General features: G+C 45.2%; 11 protein-coding genes. 5 read left to right on the forward strand and 6 right to left on the reverse strand.

Annotated features, from left to right (window positions below; all coding sequences use genetic code 11):
• Positions 1-615 precede the first annotated feature (615 nt).
• From RMO79_RS12175 to RMO79_RS12185, 3 genes are all read left to right on the forward strand, one after another.
• Positions 616-1608, forward strand: a complete 993-nt coding sequence (locus tag RMO79_RS12175) for a tyrosine-type recombinase/integrase (protein WP_310483428.1) — start codon at positions 616-618, stop codon at positions 1606-1608.
• 236 nt (positions 1609-1844) lie between these two features.
• Entirely contained in the window at positions 1845-3014 is a 1170-nt protein-coding gene (gene sat, locus RMO79_RS12180; RefSeq protein WP_310483429.1) for a sulfate adenylyltransferase, read from the forward strand.
• A gap of 69 nt (positions 3015-3083) precedes the next feature.
• On the forward strand, positions 3084-3542 hold the full coding sequence (locus tag RMO79_RS12185; protein ID WP_310483430.1) for a hypothetical protein: 459 nt from the start codon (positions 3084-3086) through the stop codon (positions 3540-3542).
• 105 nt (positions 3543-3647) lie between these two features.
• Here the strand turns inward: RMO79_RS12185 and RMO79_RS12190 are convergent, their stop codons facing one another.
• The 5 genes from RMO79_RS12190 to RMO79_RS12210 form a co-directional block, all read right to left on the reverse strand.
• Positions 3648-4520 carry an S-methyl-5'-thioadenosine phosphorylase gene (locus RMO79_RS12190; protein ID WP_310483431.1) on the reverse strand — a complete coding sequence of 291 codons (873 nt, stop codon included), beginning with the start codon at positions 4518-4520 and terminating at the stop codon, positions 3648-3650.
• 93 nt (positions 4521-4613) lie between these two features.
• Positions 4614-5024, reverse strand: coding sequence for a hypothetical protein (locus tag RMO79_RS12195; protein ID WP_310483432.1), 411 nt, complete (start codon positions 5022-5024; stop codon positions 4614-4616).
• A 255-nt stretch (positions 5025-5279) separates the two neighbouring features.
• Complete coding sequence (locus RMO79_RS12200; RefSeq protein ID WP_310483433.1) at positions 5280-5870, reverse strand: SH3 domain-containing protein; 591 nt, start codon at positions 5868-5870, stop codon at positions 5280-5282.
• A gap of 100 nt (positions 5871-5970) precedes the next feature.
• Positions 5971-7458: an AAA family ATPase gene (locus tag RMO79_RS12205; RefSeq protein ID WP_310483434.1), complete on the reverse strand. Its 1488-nt coding sequence runs from the start codon at positions 7456-7458 to the stop codon at positions 5971-5973.
• 103 nt (positions 7459-7561) lie between these two features.
• On the reverse strand, positions 7562-7810 hold the full coding sequence (locus RMO79_RS12210; protein ID WP_310483435.1) for a DUF2281 domain-containing protein: 249 nt from the start codon (positions 7808-7810) through the stop codon (positions 7562-7564).
• Positions 7811-8014: 204 nt separating this feature from the next.
• Between RMO79_RS12210 and RMO79_RS12215 the strand changes: the two genes are divergently transcribed.
• Positions 8015-8950, forward strand: coding sequence for a ribonuclease Z (locus tag RMO79_RS12215; RefSeq protein WP_310483436.1), 936 nt, complete (start codon positions 8015-8017; stop codon positions 8948-8950).
• Positions 8951-9665: 715 nt separating this feature from the next.
• Entirely contained in the window at positions 9666-11603 is a 1938-nt protein-coding gene (gyrB, locus tag RMO79_RS12220; RefSeq protein WP_310483437.1) for a DNA topoisomerase (ATP-hydrolyzing) subunit B, read from the forward strand.
• A gap of 118 nt (positions 11604-11721) precedes the next feature.
• Here gyrB and RMO79_RS12225 read toward each other — a convergent pair.
• Positions 11722-12918: tetratricopeptide repeat protein (locus tag RMO79_RS12225; protein WP_310483438.1), on the reverse strand; the 1197-nt coding region annotated here is incomplete at its 5' end.

The following is a 12918-nucleotide window of genomic DNA, read 5'->3' on the forward strand; positions in this document are numbered from 1 at the left end:
ATTCGGCATCTTACATCCGATAGCTGACGAGAGCTAATACCCAATTATGAGGATCTGGGCATGCTGTGGGGGAAATCTAGGTACCTTTAAATACCCTTTTTGGTACCTCGATTTCCCCCCCACCCAATTTAATTTCTACCCATCTTGAGAGCGTTCCCCCCATTGATAGGTAAGATGACTGGCTCACAAATTAAATCCATTCCTACAAGGTAGGGTTGTTTAATCTCGCTCCGAGCAACAACTCATTAGCGTCTTGCCGTAGGTAGTCGAGTCATTGAAAGTGGTTTTGACTACGCTTTCAATGCAAAATGTGTATTTTAATAAAAAATACTCTAATTTAAATTAAAAACGTATATTAAAAACATCTACACATATTAGAAAAAAATATGAATGTGCAAGTAGAACATTTTAATTTAATCGAGATCGGCAAAAAAGGGATGAATTATTGGATGTGTCGGAGATCGCAAGAGCAGATCGCTCGAGGATTGAGAGCGGCGGGGAGGGGGAAGAGCGGACGGAAGCCAAGTAAACGTAAGAACTTGCTATTTTGTTACAGAACGTGACAGATCGAGAAGATATTTCATACAATGGTGAAGATCGATACTTTTTGTGCAGATGGTTAGTACCACCGAGCAACACACAGCAGCAGTTGAAATTGACTGCGATGCATTGATTAGCGTCTTCACCAACTTTTTGCAATTTGATGTTGCCAACGGCGGTGCCAGCGGAGATACGATCGTCACATACTGGACGCAGGTCAAACAGTATTTAGAGTGGTGTCGCCAGAGTCAGATCGATCCGCAAGAGGCAACGCGGGAAACGATTAAGATCTATCGGTGGTGGTTGGCACAGCAGCGGGGATATAAGCCGAAAACGATCGCGGTGAAATTGACAGCAGTAAGTCGGTTGTACGACGCAGCGGTAGAATATGGATTGATGGGGGGCAATCCCGCTTGGGGAGTCAAACCGCCCACAGAATCGATCGATCCGGCGGCAAGAATTACTTATCTCGAACGGGAAGAAGCGACGGTACTGCTCAAATCGGTGGGAGCGAGCACCGATGGCGGTTCCTTGAAAATCTGGCGGGATAAATTATTGCTGGGCGTGATGACACTCGAAGGAACGCGCACGGTAGAGATGCATCGGCTCAATATTGGGGATGTGGTGCGTCAGGGCGAGCGGGTAGGGGTCAAAGTCAGTAGTAAGCGGCACATGCGGGTGGTACCGCTGACTCCCCAACTAGCGCAGATAATGGAAGCATATTTAACCGCGCGGCGGGAGCAGGGATTTGATGGGATGGTGGATAGTCCGCTATTAATCAATCTGAGTAATTATGGTCGCGGGGAACGGTTATCGCGGCGGGGAATTCGCCAGGTGGTGGATAAATATCTTCAGGCGACTAATCTTAAATATATGGAGGGGAGGACGCTCTCGGCACATAGTTTACGGCATACAGCGGGGACATTAGCCCTGCGGAATGGGGCGACATTGCGACAGGTACAAGATTTACTCGGTCATGCCGATCCGCGCACGACGGCGATTTATGCTCACGTTGGGGATAGATGGGAACAGAATCCCGCGCTGAAAGTCGGCATCGACATGTCTTAGGAACGACTGTGGTGAAAACCATCCAAACTTCGGTAGTGACTGGTGTTGCTAACGATCTGATTGACGATCGTCCGCTCGATCCGTTGGGATCGCACTAAATTGAGATCTAGAGCTGTATCTACAATTATTAGTACCTATTCTCTACTCCTTACTCCTTACTCCCCCCTATCCCCAATTCCCCAAAGCTGCTAAAGTAAACGTTAATAAATATCTCAAAAATTGCGAGGAAAGTTAGCTTGAGTCAGCGTTCTGGTATTACACCCCACGGCGGTAAATTAATAGATCGCATCGCCACCCCCGCTCAAAAAGCCGAATTTCTGAGTAAAGCCGACAGCTTACCCAGAGTGGCATTAGACGAACGAGCCTATTCCGATTTAGTCATGATTGCGATCGGTGCATTTAGTCCGCTTCAGGGGTTTATGCCAGCAGCAGATTATCATCCTGTCGTCACGAAGATGCGATTGGCAGATGGTTTACCGTGGTCGATTCCAATTACATTATCAGTTACCGAAGCTGTCGCCGCCCCATTAACCATCGGCGCGCTCGTCAGACTAGACAATAGTACGGGTAGATTTGTAGGCGTTTTAGAACTAACTGAGAAATATACCTACGACAAACAGCAAGAAGCGATTAATGTTTATCGCACGGATGATGAAAAGCATCCTGGTGTCAAAGTCGTCTACGACCAGGGTAATGTTAATTTAGCAGGTGCGATCTATCTTTTAGAACGTGAAGCACATCCACAATTCCCCACCTACCAAATCGATCCTGCCGCAGCTCGCGCCCAGTTTCAAGCTAAAGGCTGGAAGACAATCGTCGGATTTCAGACTCGTAACCCCATCCACCGCGCCCATGAATATATCCAAAAATGTGCGATGGAAACCGTCGATGGATTGTTTTTACACCCCTTAGTCGGCGCGACGAAAGAAGATGATATCCCCGCCGACGTACGGATGCGGTGCTATGAAATTATCCTCGAACACTATTATCCTCGCGATCGGGTAATTCTCGGTATCAACCCCGCCGCCATGCGCTATGCTGGCCCCCGCGAAGCCATCTTCCACGCTCTAATTCGCAAAAATTACGGTTGTACCCATTTTATCGTCGGACGCGACCACGCGGGCGTAGGCGACTACTACGGCACCTACGACGCACAGTATATTTTTAGTGAATTCGAGCCAGGGGAACTCGGCATCACCCCAATGATGTTCGAGCACGCTTTCTATTGTCAAGTTACCAAATCGATGGCAACTACCAAAACTAGTCCCAGTACTCCCGAACAACGCGTACATTTATCGGGAACTAAAGTCCGCGATTTACTGCGTCAAGGCGAATTACCACCGCCAGAATTTTCGCGTCCAGAAGTTGCCGCCGAATTAATTCGGGCGATGAAAGGGAACAACTAAACGGCAATTACCAACTAATACTCAGCACCTACCACACAACTAACTCAATACATCACAAGCACAAAATATATGTCCATCAAGTTTTCGATCTCTACAGTTACAATCGCGGCATTATTAACGCTAAGTTATACTTCGATCGCGACTGCGGAAGTTTATAAAACCAGCAAAGACCAAGTTGTAGTAACAGGCTTAACAGCTAAACAAAAATATCCCATTAAAGGGACTAATGCTAAAAACAAGCCAGTCAAACGTCAAGATGTAGCTGCAAATGGTTGTGGTGAAGCTCTAGTTGATGGTGCTGGCAAATACAAAGCCCTAGTTGTCGGTACGGAAACGATCGATCCTGCTACATTAACCGTGAGAGAACACGCTAAATGTAAATCTAAAAAGAGTGCCACAGCACCTCAGAAAAAGAGTGGCACGGCGACAAAAACTGTCCCGGCAACCGCCATACCTTCAACAACTTTACCCACAACTACTGCGCCTGCAACTACCACACCTGCAACTACTATGCCAGCCGCTAAGTAAATCTGTTTGAGCTGTAAATCGATCGACATATGAATAGACATTGGCGATAAGTTTAGATCCCCGACTTCTTAAAAGAAGTCGGGGATCTTGCCTAAAGCCTAAAGCCTAGATATATTTTTTCAATAACAATTCTAGTTTTTGCTTAGTAGCTTCAGGCACTTTTTCCATCGGCGTAATAATTGCATATTTAAGAGCCGAATGTGCATCCGAAACAAATAAATTCGTACTCAATCTTTTGACTGTTTCTTGAATTACCCGTTGAGCATTAGTCGCATTCTTATGTAGATTAGCAATAATCATCTCTACCGTAACGCTATCGTGGTCGGGATGCCAGCAATCGTAATCGGTAGCTAAAGCTAAGGTGGCATAAGCAATTTCAGCCTCTCTTGCTAATTTTGCCTCTGGTAAATTAGTCATGCCAATAATCGTCCCGCCGAGCTGTCGATACATATTAGACTCGGCTTTAGTCGAAAATGCTGGCCCTTCCATGCAGATATATATGCCACCTTTATGTAAGCTCAGATCGGGTAGATTGAGGGATTCGATCGCATCTGCTAAAACACCCGCTAACTTGTGACAAATTGGATCGCCAAAGGCAATATGTCCGACAATTCCTTCACCAAAAAACGTACTTGCGCGACTTTTAGTACGATCGATAAATTGGTCGGGTAATACCAAATCTAACGGTTTAACTTCTGCCTGTAAAGAGCCGACAGCCGATGCCGAAATTAGATATTCAACACCGATTTGTTTCATCGCATAAATATTTGCCCGATACGGAACTTCGGTCGGTGTGAGATGATGATTGCGTCCGTGACGTGCCAAGAAAGCAACTTCAACCCCTTCTAACTCACCGACGATAAGATTGTCAGAAGGCTTGCCAAACGGAGTATCGACAGCCACCTCGCGCACATTATTTAAGGCGGACATCTGATAAAGTCCGCTACCACCAATAATCCCAATCTGGATCTTGCTCATTAATAATTACTCCTAAATTCAGCTCAAATTTTCGATTGTTGTCTAGGGTTTATGCTCCATTCCAACAACTTTCCCTATTCCCTATTCCCTAACTCAAGGTTTTGGCTTAATTTCACTAATTTTGGTATCGATATCGATTAACGTATCTAACACGATTCTTTTAGCATAGAGCTTCCAGCCCCATTTTTGAATCGTAATTGCCGCCGCCGTACCCCCGACAGCGGCGATAAAATCTAGCGGCTGATTGAGCGAAATTCCAAATAATAACCCCAATCCAGCAATTCCCCAAAATGGGAGTGCAACTGTTTGGCGTTGGGTTTCGACTAATTTGGCAATGCCACCTGTCGGTAATTCTTGCTCTAGTGCGGCTTTAACTTCGCGTTGTTCTGCCAGATTTACAGACAAACCAATCTTGCGGCGTAACTTCTCGATCTTGCGCGCATCACTGCTGTACTGAGTGAGTTCGTCTTCTGCCATCAGTACCAGACGTTCGTATTGTCCCACAGGCTTATTAATTTATATAAATATTCATCAATAATTATAGACCCATTCCAGTACCGCTCTTGGCGTTGACGATCGCCTGCCGTCGGCACGAGCAAATGCTCTGCAAATGATGGAAATCTAAGCTAATGTTGACGACAGAATGCGGATTGCAGCAGTTTTATTTTTAAAAACCAGCATCAGATCCGGTCTCAATTTTCGATTTTCGATCGCGAGCATTGCGGTAATGTGGCTAAATCCGCACTAATTCAGCAATACCTAATTTTCATCGGTATTGGTTTGAATGCGGGTTCTATTTCTATTTCTATTTCTATTTCTGATTCTGTTTCTGTTTCTAGCTCTCGGTTGTGGGGCTTGCGCTTGCGCTGGTGCTTCTGTGGCGGCGGCTCTGGCTTTGTCGATATTACCTGCTTTTACCCAGCCTTGAGCGTTATCAGCTTGCGATCGAATCAACACCCACTGTTTATCATCGCTGGTTTTGACGATCGCCACTGGCGCGTTAAATGCCACGCTTCCAACTTTTTCGGCACCAGAAACGGGTTCTTTCTTGAGCGATAGTCCATCTTTCCAGACAACTTTAGCATCGTAAGCTTCCGGCGGGAGCTGGTCGGGGTTTTGCGGATCTTTAGCGGCTGCTGGTGACTTAGTTGCTACAGGTAATTTGGGTTTGGGTTTAGCAGCTAACGATTTACCCCCATCGCGCTCTTCTGCAAAAACTGGTTTAGGCGGACGGGTACTCATTTGAGTGATGAAAAAGTAATAACCCGCGCCACCTAATACGCCGACCAATCCGATTAATCCGATCGTAATGCCAATGAGTAATTGTAGCGATTTAAGAGCGACGTTCATACGTTAGGTATTAGGTATTGGGTATTAGGCTTTAGGGGTTAGAGAAGAGGTTTTATTTGGTTAGGGATGAAAGAGACGTATGCTACCTAAAACCTAAAACCTAAAGCCTAGCCTGTCTCGATGCTAATCTAGCTTTACCAGAGTTTGCCCAGTCTTGGAGGAATTGAATTTGGGCTTGGGCAGTGACGGCGAGGGGAATCATTTGACTGGCTGATTCTAGAATATCATCAGTGGTGAAATCGCGGTTTTGACTGAAGCCGATATGCATGGCTTCGACTAATGTCTGTTCGATTTCGGCACCTGAAAAATCGGGGGTTTCGTAGGCCAATCGATCGAGATCGTACTGGGCGAGGTTATGGGGGCGGAGCTTGGTAAGATGGACGTTGAAAATGGCGCGACGTTCCGCTCTAGTTGGTAACCCGACGAAAAATATTTCGTCGAATCTGCCTTTGCGGAGCATTTCAGCCGGAAGGGAATCGATATTATTTGCCGTGGCGACGACGAAAACGGGTGAAGTTTTCTCAGTCAGCCAAGTGATAAACGTTCCAAATACCCGACTCGATGTACCTGCATCGCCTTTACCATCGATCCCGGCAAAAGCCTTATCGATTTCATCGATCCATAATACGCAGGGAGACAGAGCTTCGGCGAGTTGAATCATTTGCCGCGTGCGAGATTCTGACTCGCCTACCAATCCGCCAAAAAGTCGCCCGACATCCAACCGTAACAGCGGTAAATACCAGTGGTGAGAAATAGCTTTAGCCGTGAGCGATTTACCAGTGCCCTGAATTCCGACCAGCAACAGCCCTCTAGGGTAAGGAAGACCATATTGACGAGCGCGATCGGAAAAGGAACCCCCACGGCGCAGCAACCACTCTTTGAGGTTATCTAATCCACCGATATCGGTAATCTGTTCCTTGGCGGGGTAAAAATCGAGAATTTGCGTCTGGCGGATCGTTTGGCGTTTTTCGGCGAGTACCAATTCGACATCATCGGGGCGAATCTCGCCGTGGGTGGCGATCGCACGGGCTAAGACGCGGCGAATTCTGTCGGTAGATAAGCCCTGACAAGCCCGGATCAGATCGTCTAATTGTTGGCTGCTGAGATAGTTTCCCGTCGCTTTTGTCAATCTCTCGATTTCGACTTTAATTTCGGTAGCCGTCGGGAGCGGAAATTCTAACAGTACGATCGCTTCGCTCAGATCGCTAGGGATGATAATCTGGGGCGAGAGAATGACGATATTTTTGGGTTCGGATTTGAGTTTGCGTGCCAGATTTCGGAGTTTGCGCGCGACGGAAACATCTTCGAGAAAGCGGTGATAATCGCGGAGGATAAAGATGCCAGAGACATCGGGACTGAGCTTATCGACAAATTCGAGAGCTTGCAATGGGTTCCGTTTCCCATAGCCATTATCGTTAGGATTACCCTGATAACCATCTACAAAATCCCAGATATAAATCGGGCGATTGCCTTGCTGCTGGGCAACTTTGGCGATCGCACCTTCCACGCGCTCTTCTTCGGTGGTGGGAATATAGATTAGGGGAGATCTCGCCCGTAAAAGTAATTCAAATTCTGTACTAAAGGTCATATATGCTAGCGAAGTGCTGCGGATCGGAATTTCCCAGATGCGGCTCGATCTATCTGCCTATAGCTTAATACAAACAACACTCAACAATCTGGACATCGATCCACTATTCCCACATTAATCGAACTGGATAGAGCGAAAATACACTGAATTCTTCTAACGGATCGTCAAAATCATCTGATATCCAAATCAGCCCTTTGGCACTACCAGGTTTACGATCTGGTCTGATTTTTCCGATGGGCGTGAATTTAATTGCAGGACGATCTCCGTTAAGCACAATTACTTCTTCACCATCGAGCGCAGCTTGGATTAGCTCATTCAGGTGGGCTGCGGCTTCTGTTACAGATACTTGCATAGTTTAGCTCCGATCGGAGTACACCTTAATTGTAGAAGATTGATTCTGGAGATCGTTGAAAATTTGCCAGTTATCGATCCGAAATTGAGTAGTAAAATATAGCGAAATTTCTGGTACGGTTGCCGATCGACGCGGTAAAATATAGACTGTTCTGGCTATTTAGACCAGTCTTCCGAATTCAGTACCGATCGACAGATAGCAGTAGTGCAAATTACCTTCCTCGGCACATCTTCAGGTGTCCCTACCAGGGCGCGCAATGTTTCTAGTATCGCCCTCAATCTCCCGCAGCGGGGTGAAGTGTGGTTATTCGATTGCGGTGAAGCCACTCAGCATCAATTATTGCGTTGCGATGTCAAAATTAGCCAGATTCGACGCATTTTTGTGACGCATTTACATGGCGATCATATTTTTGGCTTGATGGGATTATTGGCAACGTATGGAATGGCGGGTAGTCCCGATCGCATCGATATTTATGGGCCAAAAGGTTTAGATGAATATCTCCGCGCGTGTCAAAAATATTCGTATACACACTTTAATTATCCGATTAAAGTTCATACGATCGAACCGGGAATAGTTTACCAGGAAGCAGATTTTACCGTTACTTGTATTCCGCTCAAGCACAAGGTTCCCGCTTATGGTTACCGCGTTAGCGAGACCGATCGACCGGGGCGATTTAACTTAGAAAAAGCTAAAGAATTAGGCATTCCATCGGGGCCGCTTTATGGCAAATTAAAAAATGGTGAAGTAGTCACTTTACCCGATGGCAGAGTTATTAATGGTAGAGATTTATGTGGCGAAACTGAAATCGGGCGCAAATTTGTTTATTGTACCGATACGGTGTTCTGTGAAAATTCGATCGAACTCGCCGCCGATGCCGATGTGTTAATTCATGAATCGACATTCGCCCATCAAGATGCCGATATGGCATTCGACAGGCTGCACTCAACCTCGACAATGGCGGCTCAAGTGGCTTTAGGCGCAGGAGCCAAAGAATTGATCCTCACTCATTTTAGCCCCCGTTACGCACCCGGAAACCCGATCGGCTTGGACGATTTATTACAAGCCGCACGCGCGATTTTTCCGAATACCCGGATGGCTTACGATCTGATGACTCACGAAGTACCGCGCCGCATCGATTGAAGTTGGTTAAAAATTATTTTAGCTCTCATACCAGTACGGAACGACAGCGATAAAAAATCACCCAATTATTTTCTACCTTCGATCGCTCTGATGGGAAGTTTAGTTCCCCGTTAGTAGAAACAAAGTAAAGGAAGCGACAAAAACTTTACACTAAATTGGGCAATCGATCTGTGAGTTGTGGTACTAAAATGATATTCTAGAAGCTATTTTATCCACTGCCTACTCGTCTACCGTCGCTCTCCTTCGACGAACAGTTATGGGTCACTGCGATATAACCCCCATTCAGTGTATTGAATTTATTTAATTAACCATCACGATCGCTTTAACGACGCTAGGAAAATAGTAATAGAAATAATTACTTATTCTATATGTTAATGTTAGCTAATTATTTTCAAGCTAAAATCATCCGTTAGGATGAGATAAAAAAGAGATTATTTTGAATTGTTTCGATCGAAGATCTGTCGATCTTCTGATGTCTCGATCCAATCTTACGCAGAGGCTTCGCCTGAGTCCAGCCGACTTGTGTGCGGGGTGTAGCGGTTAGTAATCGATCGACTAGAGTCGAAATAGAAAAATAAACATCGATCTTCACACTCTCAAAAATATTCCCAAAACTATCTAGATTCGTCTATAGCCTATTTGTGCTATAATTTTGGAGCGATCTATCATCAACATAAAAAATGGTCGCTTGTGACTCATTATTGGAGCATCGTTTATGACCAGTGATTATGGTGACGACAACATTCGGGTACTGGAGGGACTAGAAGCAGTCCGCGTCCGACCGGGGATGTATATCGGTTCGACAGGGCCAAAAGGACTCCATCATTTAGTATATGAGGTTGCAGACAACTCGATCGATGAAGCACTGGCTGGTCATTGCAAAAATATTGATATTTCGATTAATGCCAATGGTTCCGTTACAGTCGTCGATGACGGACGGGGAATTCCGGCTGGGATTAACCCACAGACGGGGAAATCTACGATTGAAACAGTATTAACCGTGCTCCACGCTGGGGGTAAATTTGGTGACGGTGGTTATACCGTCTCTGGTGGTTTGCATGGAGTCGGGATTTCGGTTGTAAATGCGCTCTCGGCACATGTTGAAGTAAAAGTGTGGCGGAATCAAAAAATCCATACTCAGCGGTTTGAGAAGGGTTTTGCCGTCACTGGATTAGAAGTTGTGCCGAGTCCAGAAAATCGGACTGGTACGACGGTAACATTTCTACCGGATACTGAAATTTTCAAAGAATCGGTCGAGTTTGATTATATAACTTTAGCCAGTCGCTTTAAAGAGCTAGCCTATCTCAATGCGGGGATTCGGATTAGCTTTACCGATTATCGGTTGGAGCTATTGGGTACCGAAACACCCAAGGTCGAGAATTACTATTATGAAGGTGGGATTCGGGAATATGTTGCTTATCTAAACGAAAACAAGCAGCCGCTACACGAAGAAATTATTTACATCAGCCAAGAACAAGATAAAGTTCAGGTCGAAGTCGCGCTTCAGTGGTGTGTCGATGCTTATTCCGATAATATTTTGGGATTTGCCAATAATATTCGGACTATCGATGGTGGGACGCACTTAGATGGATTGAAAGTGGTATTGACTCGTACCATGAACTCGATCGCGCGCAAACGGAATAAACTTAAAGAAGGTGATGCCAATTTAGGTGGTGAAAATATTCGCGAAGGTTTAACGGCGATTGTTTCGGTTAAAGTTCCCAATCCGGAATTTGAAGGACAGACCAAAACGAAATTAGGTAATACCGAAGTTCGGAAAATTGTCGATTCGATCGTTTCTGAAGCTCTGACTGAATATTTAGAGTTTCGTCCGAATATTGCCGACTCTATTTTAGACAAAGCAATTCAAGCTTTTAACGCCGCTGAAGCAGCCAGACGTGCCAAAGAATTAGTCCGTCGGAAATCGGTATTAGAATCTTCTACTTTGCCTGGTAAATTAGCAGATTGTAGCTCTAAAGATCCCAGCGAATCTGAGATTTTCATCGTGGAAGGAGATTCTGCGGGCGGGTCGGCAAAACAAGGCAGGGACAGACGTTTCCAGGCAATTTTACCTTTGCGTGGTAAGATTTTAAACATTGAGAAAACTGATGATTCTAAGATTTACAAAAACACCGAAATTCAAGCTCTAATTACTGCATTAGGTTTGGGCGTAAAGGGTGAAGATTTTAAATCGGAACAACTGCGTTATCACCGAATTTGTTTGATGACAGATGCCGACGTAGATGGTGCCCACATTCGGACGCTATTGTTGACGTTCTTCTATCGCTATCAACGCGCATTGATCGATGAAGGATACATCTATATTGCTTGCCCGCCGCTTTATAAATTAGAGCGCGGACGCAATCACTATTACTGTTATAGCGAACGTGAATTACAACAGAAAATCGCTGAATTTCCAGCGAATGCAAATTATACAATTCAGCGGTTCAAAGGTTTAGGAGAAATGATGCCCCAACAGTTGTGGGAAACCACAATGGATCGGGAAACTCGCACGCTCAAACGAGTAGAGATTCAAGATGCTGCTGAAGCCGATCGGATTTTTACTATTTTAATGGGCGATCGTGTAGCACCACGTCGCGAATTTATCGAAACCTATGGGCCGAAATTAGGCATGATGGATTTAGATATTTAGGAGATGTAAATCTACAGTTAGTGTAAATTAAAAACCGACTTAGGTAATAAGTCGGTTCTTTATTATTGGATCTAACTATTATTGCGGAATTCTGCCTTTAAATCCTGAATTTGACAAATTACTTTGTAAAGTTGGGATCTGGTAGCTCACTCGCACCCCATTTTCTTAACTGCTCGATTGCCAAACTGTATATATACTGATTACCCTTCTGTTTACTTAATTTAGCTGCCTGCCGCATGTCAGTAATGCCACCAGATCGATCGTTTAAATACCTGTATTTAAAATTCCCGCGATTGAAGTAAGCTTTGGCATAATTAGGCGCGATTTGGATAGCGCGGTTGAAATCCGCTAATGCTCCCTTGGTGTCATTGAGTTTTTCAGATTTCAAATACCCACGATTTATGTAAGCCTCGGCAAAATCAGGAAAGATTTGCACTGCGCGATTGTAGTCGGCTAATGCTCCTGTGGGGTCGTTGAGGGCGGATCTCACATTTCCGCGACCGAAGTAACCCATGTCATCATTCGGCGCGATTTGGATAACACGGTTGTAGTCAGCTAATGCTCCCCGATAATCTCCCTCACTATATTTCAAATGCCCACGATTTATGTAAGCAGAGGCAAAATTAGGCGCGATTTGGATAAGGCTGTTGTAGTCAGCTAATGCTCCCTTGGGGTCATTGAGGGCGGATCTCACATTTCCGCGATTGAGGTAAGCCATGTCATTATTAGGATCGATTTGAATAGCGCGATTGTAATCAGCTAATGCTCCCTTGGGGTCGTTGAAGGAGATATATTTCACATTCCCACGACTATAGTAAAAATCGGCATTATTAGGATCGATTTGGATGGCACGATTGTAATCAGCTAATGCTTCCTGATAATCTCCTTTAACATCTTTCAACTGCCCACGATTGAAGTAAGCTTTGGCATAATTAGGATTGATTTGGATAGCGCGATTGTAGTCAGCTAATGCTCCCTCGGTGTCTCCCTTATAGTCTTTTTCAACTGCTGAAACAAAGTAATCGTCTGCTTTAATTGCAGTAGATTGCGGAATGGCGGCGACTTGTCCTTGAAGATTTACTCCCAGACTACTGGAGATCGTGCCAAACCGATTAATCGCGATGCCGAGATTGAATCCGGTTTTTACCCCACTGAAGCTACCATCAGAACTTTTCTCCCGATCTCCTCTACCATGAATGGCGACTAGTTCGCCTGCCGAATTTAATACCACCCCGCCGCTCATTCCTGGGAGGGTGTCGTTACTATAGATGAGCGAATAGCCTTTATCGAAGGTTTTGTTACTATTGGCACTGAC

Source organism: Chamaesiphon sp. VAR_48_metabat_403 (assembly GCF_031422475.1).
GTDB lineage: Bacteria > Cyanobacteriota > Cyanobacteriia > Cyanobacteriales > Chamaesiphonaceae > Chamaesiphon.

Bases quoted from the DNA above. Each gene is read 5' to 3' on its own strand.
- RMO79_RS12175 (WP_310483428.1), top strand. From the start codon at position 616: ATGGTTAGTACCACCGAGCAACACACAGCAGCAGTTGAAATTGACTGC.
- RMO79_RS12185 (WP_310483430.1), top strand. From the start codon at position 3,084: ATGTCCATCAAGTTTTCGATCTCTACAGTTACAATCGCGGCATTATTA.
- RMO79_RS12190 (WP_310483431.1), bottom strand. From the start codon at position 4,520: ATGAGCAAGATCCAGATTGGGATTATTGGTGGTAGCGGACTTTATCAG.
- RMO79_RS12200 (WP_310483433.1), bottom strand. From the start codon at position 5,870: ATGAACGTCGCTCTTAAATCGCTACAATTACTCATTGGCATTACGATC.
- RMO79_RS12205 (WP_310483434.1), bottom strand. From the start codon at position 7,458: ATGACCTTTAGTACAGAATTTGAATTACTTTTACGGGCGAGATCTCCC.
- RMO79_RS12210 (WP_310483435.1), bottom strand. From the start codon at position 7,810: ATGCAAGTATCTGTAACAGAAGCCGCAGCCCACCTGAATGAGCTAATC.
- gyrB (WP_310483437.1), top strand. From the start codon at position 9,666: ATGACCAGTGATTATGGTGACGACAACATTCGGGTACTGGAGGGACTA.